The sequence below is a fragment of the Lyngbya sp. CCY1209 genome (genome assembly GCF_055795065.1).
This window is the reverse complement of sequence record NZ_JAYFER010000655.1, coordinates 1-19911: the sequence shown is the minus strand read 5'-3', so window position 1 is coordinate 19911 and position 19911 is coordinate 1. Positions and strand designations below refer to the sequence as shown.

The 19911-nt window shown below is 55.2% G+C and carries 10 protein-coding genes; 2 read left to right on the top strand and 8 right to left on the bottom strand.

Features of this window, described 5'->3' with window-relative positions; genetic code table 11:
* Positions 1 to 12: 12 nt before the first annotated feature.
* Positions 13 to 1311: a pentapeptide repeat-containing protein gene (locus AC0QHF_RS27105; RefSeq protein ID WP_324707398.1), complete on the bottom strand. Its 1299-nt coding sequence runs from the start codon at positions 1309 to 1311 to the stop codon at positions 13 to 15.
* A gap of 252 nt (positions 1312 to 1563) precedes the next feature.
* Here AC0QHF_RS27105 and AC0QHF_RS27100 point away from each other — a divergent pair, with 252 nt between their 5' ends.
* Positions 1564 to 2979, top strand: coding sequence for an adenylate/guanylate cyclase domain-containing protein (locus tag AC0QHF_RS27100; protein ID WP_375341469.1), 1416 nt, complete (start codon positions 1564 to 1566; stop codon positions 2977 to 2979).
* Here the strand turns inward: AC0QHF_RS27100 and AC0QHF_RS27095 are convergent.
* The 6 genes from AC0QHF_RS27095 to AC0QHF_RS27070 form a co-directional block, all read right to left on the bottom strand.
* Positions 2969 to 3901 carry a diguanylate cyclase gene (locus AC0QHF_RS27095; protein ID WP_324707397.1) on the bottom strand — a complete coding sequence of 311 codons (933 nt, stop codon included), beginning with the start codon at positions 3899 to 3901 and terminating at the stop codon, positions 2969 to 2971. The two genes, AC0QHF_RS27100 and AC0QHF_RS27095, sit on opposite strands and share 11 nt — an antisense overlap.
* Positions 3902 to 3980: 79 nt before the next feature.
* Positions 3981 to 7223: an ATP-binding protein gene (locus AC0QHF_RS27090; protein ID WP_324707396.1), complete on the bottom strand. Its 3243-nt coding sequence runs from the start codon at positions 7221 to 7223 to the stop codon at positions 3981 to 3983.
* 14 nt (positions 7224 to 7237) lie between these two features.
* A complete protein-coding gene (locus tag AC0QHF_RS27085) occupies positions 7238 to 11332 on the bottom strand; it encodes a PAS domain S-box protein (RefSeq protein ID WP_324707395.1) in 4095 nt (1364 codons plus the stop codon).
* 217 nt (positions 11333 to 11549) lie between these two features.
* On the bottom strand, positions 11550 to 14456 hold the full coding sequence (locus tag AC0QHF_RS27080; RefSeq protein ID WP_324707394.1) for an ATP-binding protein: 2907 nt from the start codon (positions 14454 to 14456) through the stop codon (positions 11550 to 11552).
* 29 nt (positions 14457 to 14485) lie between these two features.
* Positions 14486 to 15178 carry a ComF family protein gene (locus tag AC0QHF_RS27075; RefSeq protein ID WP_324707393.1) on the bottom strand — a complete coding sequence of 231 codons (693 nt, stop codon included), beginning with the start codon at positions 15176 to 15178 and terminating at the stop codon, positions 14486 to 14488.
* Positions 15179 to 15237: 59 nt separating this feature from the next.
* Entirely contained in the window at positions 15238 to 16674 is a 1437-nt protein-coding gene (locus tag AC0QHF_RS27070) for a hypothetical protein (protein ID WP_324707392.1), read from the bottom strand.
* A gap of 395 nt (positions 16675 to 17069) precedes the next feature.
* Here AC0QHF_RS27070 and AC0QHF_RS27065 point away from each other — a divergent pair, with 395 nt between their 5' ends.
* Complete coding sequence (locus tag AC0QHF_RS27065; RefSeq protein WP_324707391.1) at positions 17070 to 17990, top strand: NAD(+) kinase; 921 nt, start codon at positions 17070 to 17072, stop codon at positions 17988 to 17990.
* Between the two features lie 91 nt (positions 17991 to 18081).
* Here AC0QHF_RS27065 and AC0QHF_RS27060 read toward each other — a convergent pair whose 3' ends face one another.
* Positions 18082 to 19518 carry an alanine/glycine:cation symporter family protein gene (locus tag AC0QHF_RS27060; protein WP_324707390.1) on the bottom strand — a complete coding sequence of 479 codons (1437 nt, stop codon included), beginning with the start codon at positions 19516 to 19518 and terminating at the stop codon, positions 18082 to 18084.
* Positions 19519 to 19911: the final 393 nt, after the last annotated feature.

Here is a 19911-nt window from a genome sequence, read left to right as displayed (position 1 = left end):
GAGGGGGTTTTCTCATCTTCCCAACTTGTTGGGAATCCCCTCGCATCCTCCCGGAATCGTCTCCCGAGCCTTAGAACCGCACCAGGCGCAGCAATAGTAACGATTCTCCTCCAACAGGTTCAGAACCCCCGTAAAATCGACATTTTCCACCACCGCCCCGGTGTTGTAACCCGTGGCGTAGTCGGGAATCAACGTGCGGGTGCGGGGGCTCGCCGTTTCCGCCGAGCCATAGAAAAACTTAGCCGATCGCAAATTTGCCCGCGAGAGGTTCGCCTCGAAGAGAATGGAACGGGAAAGATTCGCCCGCACCAGATCGCAACCGCTCAAATTCGCCCGCACCAAATTCGCCTCGCCCAAATCGGTGCGCCGCAAATCCATATTAGCCAAGTCTGCTCCCGCCAACATCGCCCCCAAATCAATCACCCGGATACCCGTAGCCCGATCTTCTGCATAGCTGCCGTTGCCGTCCAAAATCGGGCGTCCCAAATGGCGATCGCGTTTCAGGGGAGTAATCAGCCGCGCCTGGGACAAAAACCGCAAAATCTTCGCCTTCCCCTCCGCATCCACGCTGCGAATAATCGCCGCCGTGCGTCCTTCGGCAATCACCCGTTCCTGGGGCCAATCTTCCAACAACCCCTGTTCCCCCAAAGCCAGATCCGACACCCCCTGAAAGTAAGCATCAATCGTCTGCTGTTGGGTGATGCGGTTCTGCTGAATCGTCAAATCCCGAGAAATCACATATTGACGCCAAGCCACATAAACCGCCAAAATCGCAATCATAATCTGACCCAAAGCGCCGATCAGTTCCCCGAGGGCCCCGATGGCGTCCCAGTTAATGACAATATTGCGGCTGCCGAGGTCCGTGTTAGACCCGCTCAACATCAGCAACCCGGTGATTCCGGCCAAAATCCCGAAGCTGGCAACGATCAAACTCCGCCACACCGAAGGGATCAGCGTCGTCCAGATCTTGCCCCAACTCGGCCAGATAATCAGCAACGCGGCCGAAATGGCGATGATGGCGCTGACATATCCCACCCAAACATTATCGATCGCCAACCCCAAAATCATCACGGCGATCGCGCCCAAAGTGAGTACGGAAGCCGGCCAATTGCTCAGTCGAGGTGACATCGCATCCGCGCTACCATCAGAAGGTGAAGCCTCCTGGGGCAATTGCGCCCCATCTCCCAGGGAGAACCCCTCCCCATTGCCTGGAACGGATGTCATTTCCAGGGCAGTGGCGATCGTCCCATTGGGGCTATCTGCAGTCTCATTGGGTTGTGGCGGTTGAGTTGAATTCGGATCGACTGTCATATTTGCATAATAAAGATATTTGCACAATCAAGAAAAATCGGATCGATTTTGATTTGATTGTATCGGAACTGGGCGAGATGCTCGATCGCCCGACCGGAAAAACCCCGCCCCGCCTTGAAACAGTTGGGGAGTGCCCCGGGTATTCTGGAAACCGGTTCGGGGTGTCCAAATCAGATGCATAAAAAAACCTTTCCGGGGAGCGGGTGCACATCTACCACTCCCGCACCCCGAAACTCCCACCTCCGACATCCGATGACATCCAAACTCCTATCAGAACTCGTCAGATTGCTCAGAGCCAGACTGTCCCGGCGGATCACATTTTGGATCGCCACCAGCATCGTTTTGATCGAAGCGATCATTCTCATCCCCTCGGTGTACCGTCGCCAGCAAGAGTTGCTGGCCCAATACCACCGCCTCTCCTCGGGAAAAATTGCCTGGATTGTGGCAACCTACCCCCATCAGTCCCCGGCGGATTTCCTGGAACAACTGCGAAACCTGCATCGCATGAATCCCGACGTGGTGGGTGGTACTCTCTACACCTCCGACGGAGAACTAATCGGGATCTTTGGTGAACCGCCCGCCTTGTCCTTTGAAGCGGCTCGGGAGGGGCAGCGCCTGTACTTACAAACTCTCCAAGGCGATCGCTACGATCTCGCCTGCGATGTGTTTCCCCTCGATGATTATACAATTATTCTCCGCCACGATGCCTCCGACGTCTCCCGCGAGGTGTGGTATTTCGTGCTGCGAATTGCGGGACTGGTTTTGATTATTTCTGTATTTGTCACCGGGGCGACGATGATCGTCCTCAATTATTTGGTGATTTTGCCGATCCTGAATTTACGAGAGGATTTAACCCAAGCAGGAGAAGCCCTCAGTGGCAACCGACCGCCCCCACAATTTTACAGCCATTCCGTCCATCGCCGGGACGAACTCGGAGAGGTGATCGGCGCTTTTATTCAAATGTACGATCGCGTCGGTCAGGCGATCGCCCAACAACACCAAGCAGAAGAAGCCCTGCGACTCGAGAAAGAAAAATCAGAAACCCTGCTGCTCAATATCCTCCCCGATCTGATCGCCGACCGGTTGAAACAGACCCCCGGTTGTATCGCCGATGGGTTTGCCCAGGCGACGATTTTGTTCGCGGACATCACCGACTTCACCGGACTTAGTTCCCAAGTATCTCCTACGGAATTAGTGAATTTACTCAATCAAATTTTTTCAGCCTTCGATCGCCTCACGGATAAATATGGGTTGGAAAAAATCAAAACCATCGGCGACGCCTACATGGTGGTGGGCGGGATTCCCACCCCCAGACCCGACCACGCCACGGCGATCGCGGATTTGGCCCTGGAAATGCAGCGAGTTGTCCGCGAGTTCCGACATCAACTCGACCGGGGATTCGACATCCGCATCGGCATCAATACCGGTCCGGTGGTGGCGGGGGTGATCGGCTTGAAAAAATTTACCTATGATTTGTGGGGGGATGCGGTCAACGTCGCCAGCCGCATGGAATCCCAGGGGGAAGCGGGGAAAATTCAGGTTGGCGAACCGACTTATCGACTGTTGGGCGATCGCTACGTCCTCGAAAAACGGGGCATTATCCCCATCAAAGGCAAGGGGAACATGACCACCTACTGGCTGCTCGGCCGGCGGGAAACTAATTCGTAGGATCGGCAACCACGCGATCGCGGCCCCGCTGCTTGGCCTCGTAGAGGGCCTTGTCCGCCCGCATCAGCAGGGTGTCGAGGTTGGGTTCCTCGGTTTGGTAGGTCGCCACCCCGATGCTCACCGTCATCCGAATCGCGGCATCGTCCATAGCCACCGACACCGACGCGATCGCCTCCCGGATGCGATCGGCCACCGTCACGGCATCCGGGAGTGGCGTTTCCGGCAAAAAGACCACGAACTCCTCCCCCCCGAAGCGCCCGAAAATATCCACCTGCCGCAGGGCATTTCGGGTCACGTCGGCCATCAGTTTCAGGGCTTCATCTCCCGTCGCGTGGCCGTAGGTATCGTTAATGGACTTGAAATGGTCGATATCCAACATCAGTATCGAAAACGGGTTCCGATACCGCTGGGCGCGTTGAAATTCCCGCTCCGCCAACGTCAGAAGGTGGCGACGGTTGGAGATACCCGTCAGGGAGTCCGTCGTCGCCAGGGTCTCCAACTCCACCAGAGCCTTTTTTAACTCATCCCGGGTGTACTTGAGTTCCAAGTGAGTTTTCACCCGGGCGAGGAGTTCCGGCGCCTTGTAGGGTTTGGTGACGTAATCGACGGCGCCCTGGCCGAAGGCTTGCAGCAGGTGTTGAGAGTCGTTGCTGGCTGTCAGAAAGATGATCGGGATTTCCGCGTGCAGGGGGTCAGCTTTCAAATGTTCGCACACCTGCAAACCGTTGATCTCCGGCATCATCAAATCCAATAAAATCAAGTCCGGGTTCGCCGTTTTGACCCGTTCGATCGCCTGTTTTCCGCTGGTCGCAAAGGTGGTCGCATAACCCACCTCATCGAGCATTGCCCCGACGACTTGTAAATTCTTGCTGACATCATCAACGATGAGAATGAGAAAATTTTCTGGATTAAAAGATTCCACTGTACACGGGTGTCGATTCAGACTATCACTTGTTGATTCTAGCAAAAAAATACTGTCAAAATTTGATAATTATCAATGATCAATTGTCAATGATCCCGGAGAGAGACTGCCGAATTTCCGGAAACCGTTTCAGCGTCCCGGGTATGCGATCCCAATCAAACCCTTCCAGTTGGGTTTCGAGCTCAGCGGCGTAGTCCAGGAGTAGGCCAGAGCGGTACTCCGACCCCCAATCCCGCAGGTGGCGGGCAAACTCTCGCAACTCCCGCATTTTCATCGTCCGGCACAGTTGGGGCCAGGAGGTCTGTTCTTCCCGAGTCAACTTTTCGAGCAGTTCGTCCCGCCGGAGTCCCTTGTCGGGTTCCTCCGGCGCGAGTGGCGCAGAGAACGCGATCGCCTCCTCCGCGTTCTGGGGGGGGATTCGGGGGGGGGCCTGGGGTAAAATCTGTTTGAGTGCTGACACCAGGCATTTGCGATTCACCGGTTTCCGCAGAAAACCCTGGCAGAGGGGTTCCAACTCCAACTGTTCATCCAACTGCACGGATGCCGTCAAAATAATCACCGGAATCCTTCGAGTGTTCTCATCTTCCCTCAATTGTTTTAAAACCGCTTTTCCGTCCAGTTTGGGCATTCGCAAATCCAATAAAATCACATCAGGCCGTTGAGAGTGCACCCGGGCGATCGCCTCGGGTCCGTCCTGGGCGAATATCAGGCGGTGGTGCGTCCCCGCCAGATAGTCCCCGATCAACTGGCGGTTGGATTCGATGTCGTCCGCCACCAAAATCGTCGAAGCCCGCAACCGGTTAAAATTGACGTCCGTCGCCTCGACTTCCGGCGAGGAAACCCGCTCGGCGATGGCGACGCGGGGAAAAATGAACGTGAATCGGCTCCCCACCCCCACCTGACTTTCCAAGAAAATTCGCCCGTCCAACATCTCCGTCAACCGCTGTGTAATAGCCAACCCCAACCCCGTCCCCCCGTACTGGCGGGTCGTCTGCCCGTCGGACTGGGTAAACGCCTCAAAAATGCGCCGCCGCTCCTCCGGGGCGATGCCGATGCCCGTATCTTCGACCGCAATTTCCAGCCAAGTCCGGTTGCCGTCATCCTGGGAATAAGTTTGGGCGTTGACGGAAATCGTCACCCGTCCCCGCTCCGTAAATTTGATCGCATTTCCCACCACGTTGAACAGGATCTGTCGGAGGCGAATCCCGTCGAAGGCGATCGCCTCCGGAACCGTGGGGGCGATGTTGACAGCCAGTCCCAGGCCTTTTCGAGTGGCTTGGGCGGACAGGATCTCGCGGATCTCTTCAACCAGATTCCTCAACCGGATCGGTTCATAGTGCAGGTTAAGTTTGCCCGCCTCAATTTTAGACAGATCCAAAATATCGTCGATGAGCACCAACAGCGTCTTCCCGCTGTCCGCGATGGAGCTGATATAGGCGGACGCTTTCGGATCTTCGACCCGATCTTTGAGCAGTTCGGCAAATCCGAGGATGGCATTCATCGGCGTGCGGATTTCGTGGCTCATGTTGGCGAGAAACTCGCTTTTCGAGCGGCTGGCTACCTCCGCCGCCTCCTTCGCCTCCGTCAGTTCCCGGTTGAGTTGCAGCAGTTCCCGGGTCCGTTCCTGAACCCGGCGGTCCAGGGTTTCGTTGGCGCGACGGATCGCGTCGAACTGTTCTTGCAGCGCCCCGACCATGTGCTGAAAATTTTCCCACAAAATCTGAATTTCCCGAATCCGGCCGGGCTGGGGGGCGATCGGTGCGCTGTCGCCGATCGCGCCGCCACGTCCCGTCAGTTTTTGCGGTAAATTCGTGGTGACGGTCGCCAATTTCAACAGCGGCGTCGCCAGTTGGTGGGAGATCTTGACCGACACGAGCAAAGCGATCAGAAAAATCACCAACATGATCGTCAAATTTCGGATATAAATTCCTTCGAGATAGTCAATGTAAGGGATCGGCGTGATCCGCAGGAGAACGCGCCAGGACAACCCGGGGATTTCCAGGGGGGCTTCCAAAAAATAAAACGATTGTCGCCGCCGTACCATCGTCGGAGAAACGGGTGGAGGGAACCAGTGGGAAACTCGGTCGTCGAGGACGACGAGTTCGCCCGTTTCGTGGAGATTGAAGATGTTTCCCGCCGGCACCGAAGATGCGGTGCTCACGACGATCGCCCGGTTGTCTCGGTCCAGTAAAATCGCGTCCATTTCTGGGCGGGGGGTGTTGATCTCCAGAAATTCCGCCAGTTGTTCGATCGCTACGGTCCCATACACAATCCCCACCCAATCCGTCCCGGAAACCGAGTTCTCGAATACGGGCAGCAGGATTCTCAGGGACGCTTGTTCCCCTTCTCCCGGGTCGAGAAAATCGACGATCTGAGGGGATTTGGTGGCGACGATTTGCGCCATCTCCGTCGGACTCAATACGCGGCGGCCGATGACCGATTCGCCCCGGGAATTTTGGGCGGGATAGGCCGCGATAATCTTCCCGGATGAATTCGTGACCGTCAAATTGAGGAAAGATGGAAAGGAGCGATGGATCAGTTCGGTGGTGTTTTGTAACAGGGACAAATCCTCGGGGGATTCCGAGAGAATCCAGACCAATTCTCGGGCGGCATGGTAGTATTGTTGATACCACAAATGCAGGCTATTCACCAAGGGAACCGATGTAGCTTTCAGTTCGGTTTTAATTTCGGTTTCCAAATTTTCCAGCATTTGTTGACCGTGAAACACCGTCAACGCCAGGGATGGAAATAACACGAAAGCCACGAGCAAATTTAACAGCGTCCGCTCGAAGGAGAGGGTTCCCCGGCGGTGTCGGAAGGGCAGGTAAGTGACGATCAAATCGGCGATGAGGGCGTTAAAAATGCCGTTAATCGCCTGTTTGAGGGCGACGACGAGGGTCCCTTGGAGCGAGATGGGCAGGACATATCCGTAGAATATCCCCACCAAAGGAATTCCGATCGCCACCCAATAAATCCCATCCCACCAGGCCATGCTCTGTTGTCGATGCCGCAACGCTTGTCCGACGAACAGGGCTTCGCAGGTAAAAATGATCGTGGCGTAGGGGTGTCCCCAGAGGACGTAAGAATAGCTGCCCACGATCGCGGCGACGAGGGTGCCCCAAAAGATACCGTAGGTGTAGACGGCGATCAAACTGGCGATGCTGCCGAAGAGGAAATCGACCCCGAAAAACAGCGGCCATTTGAAGTAATTTCCCAAGTACCCCGCCGCACTCAGCAACAGCAGGGCGCCAAAAGAAGACCATTTCAGTTTGGGGACGGACGACGACAGCCATTTGGGGAGGGGGGGGAGAGTAAATTTCATAGTTGGATGAACAGTTAAGGGCGATCGCGATCGAGAAGGGTACGGCGGACTTCGGGAAAGCGTTTCACCGTCCGGGGGATTTTGTCCCAGTCAAACTCTTGCAGTTGGATGCTCAGAGTCGAGGCGTAATCCACCAGGGGGGCGTAGGGGTAGGCGTGAGCCCAATCCATCAGGCAGTCGGAAAAAGCCTGCAGGTCCCGCATTTTGAGGGTCCTGTGCAGTTCCGGCCAGACGGTTTTCTCTTGGCACTCGAGTTTGGCAAGCAGTTCGGCGATCGGGCCAGCCTCCGGGGAATCCCGGGGTGCCTCCGGGGCGGGAGACGGCGAGGAATTGGCGGGCGGTTTGGGAAGTTGTTTTTTCAAAGCCAAAAATAACTCGCGGCGGCTGACGGGTTTGTGCAGGAATCCGTTGTGGAGGCTGGCGATTTCTCGGCGATCGCGATCTAAAGAAGAAGCGGTGAGGATGACGATCGGGATGTCCCGGGTGTCCGGATTTTCTTTCAGATATTTAGTCGCCTCCCAGCCGTCGAGATGGGGCATCCGCAGGTCCATCAAAATCAGGTCGGGACGATAATTTTGGGCTTGGTGGATGGCTTCCCACCCATTTTTGCACAACAACAGTTTGTGGTGAGAATTGGCAAAATATCCCCGCATCAGGTCCAGGTTCGACTGCACGTCATCGACGACCAAAATGGTGCTCCGGGCGAGGCGATTCAAATCGTCATCCGCCCCATCCGCGATCTCGGTTTCGGGCAACGGGTTCGCCAGATTCACCCCCGGAAACCGGAAGGTGAAGGTGCTGCCCCGGCCCACTTCGCTGTCCAGGCGGATCGTCCCCCCCAGCATTTGCGTCAACCGGCGGGTAATCGCCAACCCCAGCCCCGACCCGCCGTATTTGCGGGTACTCTGCCCTTCGCTCTGCATGAAGCTCTCGAAAATCCGCTGTTGCTGTTCGGGGGCGATGCCGATGCCCGTATCGGCGACGGCAATTTCGACGGTAACAGTCGATCGCCCCCCGGAACCGACCTCCCCGGCCTCGGGGCGGGCGCAGACCGAAATCGTAACAGACCCGGAATCGGTGAATTTGAGGGCGTTGCCGACCACATTCAATAGGATCTGCCGCAGCCGCACTTCGTCAAACCCGATCGCCCGGGGGATGTCTTCGGCTACGTCGATCTGAAGTTGCAGGTTTTGTTCGGCCGCTTTTTGGGAGAAAATCTGGCCGATTTCCGCCACCAAAGCCCGCAGGTCAACGGGTTCATTCTGGAGTTCCATTTTCCCCGCCTCGATTTTGGACAGGTCGAGGATGTCGTTGATCAGGGCCAGGAGGGTTTTCCCACTGGAGGCGATGGAGCGGACGTAGGTCTGCTGGCGGGGTTCGCAGACGAGTCCTTGCAGGAGGTCGCAGAACCCCAGGATGGCGTTCATGGGGGTGCGGATCTCGTGGCTCATGTTGGCTAAAAATTGGCTCTTAGCCAAGCTGGCGGCTTCGGCGCGGCGGGTCGCCTCGGACAGGGCGCGATTTTTGTCTTCGAGTTGGTGTTTGTGCCACTGCTCCCGCTCCAGGAGGGAGGCCTGGGCGAGGGCGATGCCCACCTGGCGGGCGATCGCTTCGATGAGTTCGATCTCGTCGTCGGTCCACTCCCGGAAGCGATCGCACTGTTGCAGGGTGATCACCCCATTGGGTTCCCCCTTGTAGGAGGTGCGGACGCTCAACATGGATTTCAAACTCGTCCGGCGGCACAGGTCTACTTGAGGCGCGAGCAGGGGGTCAGCGTAGACGTCCGGGGAGGCGATCGCCCGATCCTGAGCCAATAGGCGATCGAGGTGGGGGTTGTCCGGCCGGCGGGGCACTTCCACCGCAAGCATGGACTCGAAGGCCCCGTGCAAATATTCCGCCACGATCGCGATTCCGCCGTCGGACTCGGCTGGGTAGCGGTGGATCAGGCAGCGGTTCACCTCGAAGGCTTCCCCCACCAAACTCACCGTCGCCTGGACGATGGGGTGGCTCTCGATGCTCTCCCGGATGCGATCGGTGATCTGCTGTTGGAGGAGGGTTTTTTGAAATTCCTGTTCCAGGCTGGCCTTCGACTGCTGGCGTTCGATTTCGCCCCCCACCCACATGGCGATCAGTTGTAGGAGTTGCAATTCGTGGTTGTTGAAGGGTTGGCGGGGGAGACGCCCGGAAAAACTCAGGGTACCGTAGGGTTTCCCCGCCACCACAATCCGCACCCCCAGATAGGATTTCAATCCGAACTGGTGGCAGGCGGGGTGGGCCTCCCAATCCGGGGAGTGTTCCGCGTCGGTGATGCCAACGGGTTCGGATGTCTCGAAGGTGCGGTGGCAGAAGGTATCCCGCAGGGGAAATACAGTTTCGGCCGGGATGGGGCGGGGGAAGTCGGGGGGAGTCTGGGCGGCGACCACCTGGCAGCGCGCGCCCCGGATGTGGAAGAGAATCCCCACCTCCAAACTGAAGTGCAGCCGCCCCATCGACAGCAGGGCTTGCAGCCGCTGCTCGAAGGCGAGGTGGGGGGCGACGGCGATCTGGTACAGTTCCCGCAGGGCGGTTTCCCGGGCCTGCAGTTCGTCCCGGTCCCGTTTGCGATCGGTGATGTCTTCGGCGATGCCGGCGAAGCGGTAGATCTGTCCGCCCCCGTCGGCGATGGGAAAGGAGCGGGCGCGAATCCAGCGGCGTTCCCCGTCGGGACGGCGGATGGGGTACTCGACCTCGAAAGGTTTCGGCCGGCGAATGTGGCCTCGGATCGCCTTTTCGACCTCCTCCCGATGGTCTGGCTCGATCGCCTCGAACCAGGATTGCGGATCTCGGTACAGGCTCTGGCAACTTCGGCCCCAAATCTCTTCGTAAGCGGGGCTGACGTAGAGGGTTTCTCCCGCCCGGGACACCATAAAAAAGACTTCCCGGATGGTTTCGGCGAACTGGCGGAATTTTTCTTCGCTCTCCCGCAGGGCCATTTCGACGCGCCGCTGTTGCTCGATTTTTTCTTGCAGTTCGCGGGTGCGGTTGGCGACGCGGTTTTCTAGGTCTTGATTCAATCGTTTCAGGGCGTCTTCGACCCGTTTGCGATCGCTGATATCCTGCAAGATGGCGGTGTAAACCACCCCGGTCTGCAATGGCAGCCGAGAAATGGAAACTTCGGCCGGGAAGACATCTCCATTTTTCCGCAGTCCGACGATTTCCCGCCGTCCTTTCATATTGCAGGCGGCGGTCGCCTCGGCGCCGAAATTGCTGACGTGCCGCCGGTGGATGGCTCGCACTCCTTCCGGCAGTAAAATGTCCAGGGGCCGTCCCATCACCTCTGCGACGGCATATCCGAAAATCCGTTCCGCCCCCTGGTTGAAGAGGATGATTCGCTGGTCTTCCCCGAGGGAAATAATCGCTTCTTCGGCGATATCCAAAATTCCCTTAAATTTCGCATTGCTCTCGACGAGATCCCGTTCGAGCTGTTGCCGCCGGTCGATTTCCCGCTGCAAATTTTGATTTTGTTCGGTCAGCTCTCGGGTGCGTTCTTCCACCAACAGATGTAAATTTTGATTGAGTTCCTGCAGGGCACGGCGACTCCCTTCGAGGTGGAGGATATCTCGGTAGGAACGCAGGGCGAAGATGACCGTCGCGATCAACTTTTGTTGGGTCATCTCGACTTTGGTTTGATAGTCGTTGATATCATATTCGACGATGGCGGAGCTGGGGGGGGCTTTTCCCGGATGTCCGGTTTTTAAAATGATGCGGACGAACTCGTTTTTGAGCTGTTTTCGGATATATTTGACCAACTCCAAGCCGGCATCGTCGGTTTCCATCACCACGTCTAACAACAAAACGGCGGTGTCCGGGTGAGCGGCGATCGCCGTCCGGGCTTCCGCGGCAGAATGGGCACAGATAAAACTTAGGGGTTTATTTTCAAAGGTGACGTTTTTTAAAATCAGTTTCGTCGCCCGGTGAACGTCGGGATCGTCATCCACCAGCATCATTTTCCAAGCCGGCTCCGACCCGGCTCGATTGGTCGTCCCCGGAGCGGGGACTTCCCCTTCGTCTTCGATGATTAAAAGGTCGTCATCTTCGGGAGAATTGGGTTGGGAATTGCGATCGTTCATAGGTCGTCTTTCTCTACTTCAGTGCCAAGGCGACCGGAGCATCGCCTGTGGGAGTTATAGGGCTGGGTGGGGTTTTCGAGTCTTGTCGAGGACGTTAATACACGAGGGCGATACTTGTGTTATCTCCAGTTGAGAGCGTCAGTTATCATATCGATTGCCGAGCGTCCAATTACTGACAAAAATAGTTTTTATTAAAACTATTTTAGCGGATATGATATCACTCCGGAGTGCAAGGACAGTCGATCATAAACTCGGTGCCGACATTTTCCCGACTCTCGCAGCGGATCGTCCCTTTCAAGGTCTGAGTCACCAAGTTGTAGACGATGTGCAAACCCAAACCGCTGCCGCCACGACTGCGGCCGGTCGTGAAGAAGGGGTCGAAAATTTTGCCCAAATGTTCGGCCGGGATGCCGCGGCCGTCGTCGCCGTATCGGATGGTAAAGCGATCGCCGAGTGCCGCCACCTGCAATCGCAACTGACCCGATTGGGACGGTTCGTAGGCGTGAATCAAGGAATTCATCACCAAGTTCGTAATAATTTGAGACAAGGCACCGGGATAACTGTCAATTTCTATTGTCTCATCTCCTTCAACCGAGATGCGGTGGGCGGTGCGTTTGAACTTGGGGCCGAGGCTGAGGAGGATTTCCTCCAAATAGGGCTTCAGGGCGAAGGTGCGCCGCTCCAGGGAGGTCTGATCGACGGCGACTTTCTGGAAGCTCTGCACCAGCCTCGCGGCCCGCTGGAGATTCTCCAAAATCAGTTGGCTGCTTTCGGCGGCGACTTCCAGATAGGCGTTGAGGGCCGATCGCTTCAAGGACCCGGACCGACAGAGTTGGGCGAATTTGTCGGTTTCGCCGGCGAGGAAAGAGGCGGCCAGGATTCCCGTCCCCACCGGGGTGTTGATCTCGTGGGCCACGCCGCCGACCAACCCCGCCAGGGCCGCCATTTTTTCGGCCTCGACGAGTTGATTTTGGGTGGCTTTGAGATGTTCAAGGGTTTGGGAGAGTTCGGCGGTGCGTTCGCCGACTTTTTGTTCGAGGGTTTTGTAGAGGAAGGCGTTTTCGAGGGAAATGGCGACTTGGGCCGACAGCAGGCTCAAAATTTCGATGCGTTCGGCCGTGAAGACGTCCGCCATTTGGTTGTTTTCGAGGTAGAGGATACCCATCAGTTGCCGCTTGCGGACCAGGGGAGCGCACAGGAGCGACTGGGGTCGCTGGGTTTTGATGTATTCGTCCCCGAGCCAGCGGCCGTCCCGGACGGCTTCGTTGAGGACGACGGACTCCCGGGTGTCGGCGACGTGGCGGACGACGGATTTGGGAAATTGGCGGTCGGCGAGGGTGTCCAAGGGGATCGATCGCAGGACGGTGACGCGCTCGACGTCCATTTCCGCGATCGCCTCGATCCGCCACGGCCCGGACGCTTCGGCTTCGGATTCGGGGGAAAAGGACAGCAGCAGGTAGCCGATTTCGGCCCCGGTATTTTCGATCAGGATTTTCATGGTTTTGGCCAGCAGGGTCGCCAAAATAATTTCCCCGGACAGGGTTTGGTAGGCTTGCAGGACGCGGCCGAGATTCACCGCACTCGAAGCGCCGCTCTTTTCGACGGTGAAGCGTTCGGGTTGACTGGGGGGACTCGGGGTCAAAATCTGGGGGTGGCGGGTTTCGAGATCTTTGACTTTGGCGGTGAATTGCAGGCGGGAATAGGCGTCGTGGGCGGCTTTTATATAGCAACTGAAAATGCGCTCCAACTGCCGCGATCGGTAGAAGTCGGCGGCTAATTCGCAGGCGAGGGCTTCGTCGTGGATGGAGCCGATTTCGATGGCTCCGGAAATGGCTTGCTCGTAGTTTTCTTCCGCCCGCAATATCTCTCCACAGAGGCGATCGCGTTCCGCCGCCACCAACATCAATCGGTGTTCAAAATTGCCGGCGTCCTGCTTCGCCCAAGCGGCCATCTCGGCGCGGATCTCGTCAATTTGAGAGGCGATCCGTCCCCGTTCTTCGGGTTCGGCTGTCCGGGCGACGGCCGCCAGGGCGAGCCCGCGATAAAACTGATAATCTCCGAAGTACAAAAATCGGGAATTGTCGTCGATGCATTGTCGGGCTAAATCGGCGTGATTGCGAGCCAAATCGTAATCCCCTATCTGGTAAAAATAGACCAGATTTGAATGGTGAAAGTAAAACAAATCCCCCCCATTTTTTGTAGATTTATATTTTTCACAATTTTTGGGGTAATTTTTTTTTTCGATTATTGGCAGCAAAATATCGGGGTTATAATGTCCCGGAATCGCCGCCAATATTTCTTCCAAGTTCAGCCGTATTTCTGCGGCGCTCAGTTCCCGATTTTCCGGGGTTCTGGAAAGTAGGCGCAGGATCAAATCGGAGAGGGATTCTGGAATTTCCGGACAGATTTTTGACGGGGAAATCGGCGACTGTTGAAGCCTGCCGTCGAGCCAGGATACGGGGTCGTCAATCTCCCACAGCAGCCGGCTCGTCAACAGTTGATAAAAAATTTGTCCCAAACCGTAAAAGTCCGGTTCAAAGTCCGGGGGGCGATCGCTTCTATCCGCCGCTTCGACGCGGTTGGGTTTAAAAATTATGTCAATTTCTTTGGCGGATTTTCTGCTAGAAAAATCGACGTTTACAATGGTCGCACTGCCGAAACTGATGACTTTCAATTTCCGGCTTTTGGGGTTTAAAATAATGTGGGAAACATTCAAATTATTGTGGACGATATGGCGGGCGTGAATTTGTTCCACCGCCCCAGCAATTTGCATCGCCAATCTCAAAAATGATTCCAGGGTATAGTTGTCTCCCCAAAATCCCCCCGAGGTGCGAATTAATTGTTCCAAGGATGAGCCGCCGAAGTCTTCAAATACGATCGCCCGCCGGTGGTAATACACCTCTGAACTCTCGGCTTTGACGATAAAATCGCAGGCGGGATTGCGGGTGATTTCATATTCTCGATTGTGGCGATAAATCACCTCGGGGGTGGGGGATTCGGAATTGATAACTTTGACAATAATCCGGGCGCGATCGCACTTCCGAACCGCCCGATAAACCGTCGCATCTTGGCTGCGGTGAATGGAGGTGAAACTGTCGATATTTAAAGAGGCAAATATCTCCATTCCATGTTCTCAAATACCCGAAATTTTTTTTAATGAGATTTGGGGCGCGATCGCTGCCGGGGTGGCGGCGTGTTTGTGGTCGCCAAAGCGACGACTCCGGCGACGGGGATGCGATGGGTTTTGAAGGCTCGCAGGGCGGCGTTGACCGTCGCCCCGGTGGTATAAATATCGTCTAAAATTAAAACAGAATTGGGGCGGGGGGGGCGATCTTTTCCCACCCGCAGGGCATTTTGCAGGTTTTTTTGGCGCTCTGCGGATGACAAACCGTGCAGGGCTTCCGTGTCCCGCACCCGTTCCAAACCGTGGGGTTTGAGGGATAATCCGGTCAGTTCGCAAAACCCCCGGGCCAGCAATTCCGCCTGGTTGAATCCCCGCTTTTTCAACTTGTCTGGATGCAGGGGAATGGGGACGACGGTCAAATTTTTGGGGAGGGTTTCCTGGGTTCCCAGCCACCCATCCGCCAGCCAGCATCCCAACTGTCGGGCGATTTGGGGGTTGCCATCGTATTTTAACGCCGCGATCGCCCGTTTGAGGGCGCCGCCGTACCGCCCCCACACGAAAACGGGTACGTCTCCGGGAAACTCGCCGCCCTCGGGGAACTGACACCGCAGCAGTTGGGTTTGGCAGTAGCGGCAGAATTCGGTTTCCGCCGGCCGTCCGCACAGGGGACACTCGGGCTTAAAAAACAGGTTGAGGACGGTTTTCAGGGCGGGATGAGCCATTTTTCCGACTCCGCGATCGCGTCCATTCTATCTTAACTCAGATGGCGGTTCGAGTCGCCTCAGAGAAGGGCTTCGACTAAATTGCCTTTCATGTAAGCCGGGACGGGAATCTTAAAAGCACTGAGTAGAGTCGGACAAATATCCAGGGTCGAAATTTTCATTCTCCCATCGGACTGCGGTTTTTTCGACAGCGGATCGTAAACCCACAACGATCCGGTGGGGATGTGATAACCCGATCGAGACGAACGATCTTCAATTTCGACATTTTCCATCCCCAATTCGCGGATATTATACCTTTTCCCTCGAAATGAAATGCAATCTTCCGACTGATTGGCGTGTCCGAGGCACATGGCGAACATCCCATTTTTTTGTTCCCGAACATCGACGGCTCGGCCGTCTATCCGCAGATCTTGTACGGCCGAACGAAATTGCGACCGACATTCCGGAGAGACGAGTACGTTGAACATCGGGATCATGGCGACAATCGATCGCCAATGTCCGGGTTCGACGCCCATAAAATTCATAAACCGTGACCAATCGGTAATGTAAAGTTCCGAATTAAACCAGACCGCCTCCCGGGCGGCTTGCCCGATGCCGCCCATGCAAATGAGTTTGTATTCGGGATGCCGATCGACGTAGGAAATGAGAGTTTTCAGACACCGATCGAATGTCAGTACGGAGCGGTCGATTTCGCCAGCGTACCTGTCGATCCAGTCACGATCGACCTGGAGCGTCGCAAAGTCTTCCGGGAATGTCGCCGCCCAGTATCGGTGCATGGCGGCAGCAATATTATTGGCAAAAAAAACGGCATAGTCCGGCCGCGATCGCTTCAGATGTTTGAGAAAAATATCGAAGGATAACGTGACCTGATGGTTGCGTCGCCGGGTACTGACCCAAGGTCGGTATTTTTCCTCGATGAGGTGAATTGCAATTTCCAATATCGTCGATGGTCGGATGCCGAATTGATGGGCTTGATCGAGTATTTTGAGCATTTTTTTGAAGTGTAAATCGCGATCGACATTCCGAGCCGATGCCCTCGTCATTTTCAGGTTATAATCTTGAAAAATTTGCAAATAACTGGGATGGGCTTTGCCATCCTGCGAAAACACATCGGGAACATAAAATGCGTAGTTTTCTTTGAGTTCGTCGGTTTCGGGAAAACTTTGATAGGAGTGGAAAGCGCCGAGTAAACCCACTTTTATGCCGGATGAAGTCAAGATTTTCCAAATCGGCGGATAGATTTCGTCCACTTCGCTCAATTCTTGGTTGAAACTGTAGATTTGATGAGTCGGATCGTTGACGCCGCGATGGATGGAAGGCCAGGAAAATGTGGGCTGCGGGGTTCGACCTCGATCGATCGAGTCATCGTATGTGACAAATTGGGTGCAGGACGATAGCGTTTTTGCTAAACAGGAATTGGGAAATAATTGGCAAAATCTATCGATCACCTTGAAGGGAATTTCGTTGGCTTCAAAAACAATTAATTTTCTTTTCATTGTCATATTTAACATTGAAAGCAGAATTTTTTATTCGACTTATTGGCGGATCAAAATACCGCCAATAAGTGACAAAATTTTTTTAATTATTTTCAACAATATCACGATTTTTAAGACGGGGTAAGTTCCGCAATCATCCTTGACCAATTCTTTACAATTTCCGACCGTCTCTTTTAAATAACAGGTCTTAATATCAGAGCCAATATGTAAACAAATATTAAGAATCCGGAATCTTCGGCCGGCACAGAAGCGATCGGTACGCTTCGCGAATCGCAGACTCCCGGATAAGCGTTCATGCCGGGTATCCGAACCGGTTCGATGTCAAAAAAATTTTCGCACCTCTCCAGAAGAGATCAGACATAATAACAAGGATCGGATGTAATCAAATCGGGACTGTGGAGATCAAACAGGTCATTATCGCTCACAAATCCAGGGACCTACAGGGCCAGCGCTGCGCGGAACGGTACGCCAAACAGTTTGAAAAGCGGGGGTGTCACGTCCTCATGGGGCCGAGCGGCGCCAAAGATAACCCCTATCCGGTGTTTCTCGCCTCGAGTACCGGCGCGATCGATCTGGCGGTGGTGTTGGGGGGGGACGGGACGGCGTTGGCGGCGGCGCGACATTTGGCGGAAGTCGGGATTCCGATTTTGGCGGCGAACGTGGGGGGACACCTGGGCTTTTTGACCGAGCCCTTCGAGGAGATCGAGGACACGGAAGCGACGGTCGATCGCCTGTTTGAGGATCGCTACGCCGTCCAGCAGCGGATGATGTTGCAGGCGGCTATTTTTGAGGGCGATCGCGCCAATTTGGAGCCGGTGAGCGATCGCTTTTTGGCGTTGAATGAGATGTGCGTCAAACCCGCCTCGGCCCACCGGATGCCCACCTCGATCCTGGAAATGGAGGTGGACGGCGAGGTGGTGGACCAGTACCAGGGCGACGGGTTGATCGTCGGCACCCCCACCGGTTCCACCTGCTACAACGCCTCGGCCGGGGGCCCCATCGTTCACCCGGGGATGGACGCCATCACCGTCACCCCCATCTGTCCCCTCAGCCTGTCGAGCCGCCCCGTGGTCATCCCCTCCGGTTCCGTGGTCAGCGTTTGGCCCCTGGCTGACGTCGAACACGATACGAAATTGTGGATGGACGGGGTGTTGGCGACTTCAATTTGGCCGGGACAGCGGGTGGACGTGCGGATGGCTGACTGTCAGGCGAAGTTTATCATCCTGCGGGAGGACTATTCGTTTTACCAAACCCTGCGAGAAAAATTGCAGTGGGCCGGGGCGAGGATTCGCTACATGAACAATCACCGCAATTAGGGTGCGGGGAAAATGAAAAATGAAAAATGAAAAATGACCGATTCCCCATTCCCGATTCCCTACACCCTACACCCTACACCCTACACCCTTCTCACCCCATTTCCGGGGTAGCGGAGGGGTCGAGTTCCGGTGTCAGATTCGCCGGCGGCCACGCTTTGCGGTCGAGGTTGAGTCCGGGGAAGCGATCGGAGTCGAAGATGGGTTGGGTGACTCCGGCGGCGATTTGGCGATCGAAGTCTCTCATCACCTGCAAGCTGATTTTAAACAGCATCACCAAAGCGACCAAATTGACGATCGCCAGCAGTCCCATCGTCACGTCCGCGAATCCGAAGACCGTGCTGAGATCCTGCACCGCACCCCAAATAATCAGGGCTAAAGTTAGCACCCGAAAGCCGTTGAACAGCAGCTTATTTTCTTGGCTGAAAAAGTTGAGGCTATTTTCTCCCAAATAGTAATTGTAAATGATGGAAGTGAAGGAAAACAAGACCAGGGCGATCGTCACGAACGCCTGTCCCCACCATCCCAAATGTTCCCCCATCGCCGCCTGGGTCATGGTCACACCCCCCACGTCCGTCCCGGGTTCGTAAACCGAGGAAAGCAGGATAATCGCCGCCGTGCAGGAACACAAAATAATCGTGTCGATAAAGACGCTGAAGGCCTGGATGATTCCCTGGTTTGCTGGATGTTCCACATAGGCAACGGCCGCCACGTTGGGCGCACTTCCCAAACCCGCCTCGTTGGAAAATAGCCCCCGTTTGACGCCCCAAATAATGGTCGCGCCCAGGGTGCCACCGACGATTTCTTGTAACCCGAAGGCATTTCTGATGATATAAGCGAAAACGCCGGGGATTTCAGAAAAGTTGGTCATCAAAACAAACAGTGCCATCAGAAAGTATCCCGCTGCCATGACCGGAACCACATATTCGGCGACCTCGGCGATGCGTTTGATGCCGCCGAAAATTACCAGCCCCAAAACGACCATCAAAACCACTCCGGTGATGCGGGTGGAAATGCCAAAAGTATCGTTAATTGATGTGGCGACAGTATAGGATTGTAGGGCGTTAAATCCAAATCCGAAGGTGACGAGGAGGAGGACGGAAAAAAGGGCGGATAACCACCGTTTACCGAGTCCTTTTTCGATATAATAGGCAGGGCCTCCGCGATAGGTTCCGTCGGGTTCCGCGACTTTAAAAAGTTGGGCGAGGGTACATTCAAAGAAGCTGGTAGACATCCCGATTAAACCAATCAGCCACATCCAAAAAATCGCCCCCGGTCCCCCGAGGGTGATGGCGACGGCGACTCCGGCAATGTTCCCGGCCCCCACCCGTCCGGCGACGCTCAAAGCTAAGGCTTGAAATGAGCTGAGATGACCTTCTTGGCGTCGGGTTGATTCTCCGAGAATGGCGAACATTTTGCCGAAATATCGGAACTGAACGAATTTCGAGGCGACGGTGAAGAGTAACCCGACACCGATTAAACCGACAATGAGGACTTTTCCCCACAATAAATCATTTAAGAATGCTAACACTTAGATGCTCCAGCAATTGTCTTGAAGCACAGGTTCCGCGATCGCGCAACTTTTTTTCGTATCGTCGATTACAATTTAATCAAAATTAACGTTTGTGGGGCGTGTCAGATGGAAATGCGATCGGGTTTGGATAAGAATTATTAGGGGAAAAACCATTCCGCTAGGGAATTAGATGGGGGGTTGGAAAAATGCGATCGCGTTTCCAAATAGATAAAAGGGGTTGCGGTGGGTTACGCTGACGCTAACCCACCCTACAAATTGACGACAATTTTACGACTAAAATCATCGGTCGATGATTGGGGAGATGGTGGGTTATAAAAACGCGATCGCTCCATCTTGTCCCCCCCTTTTTAAGGGGGGCTAGGGGGGCTCGAATCACCCCAAAAAAAACGC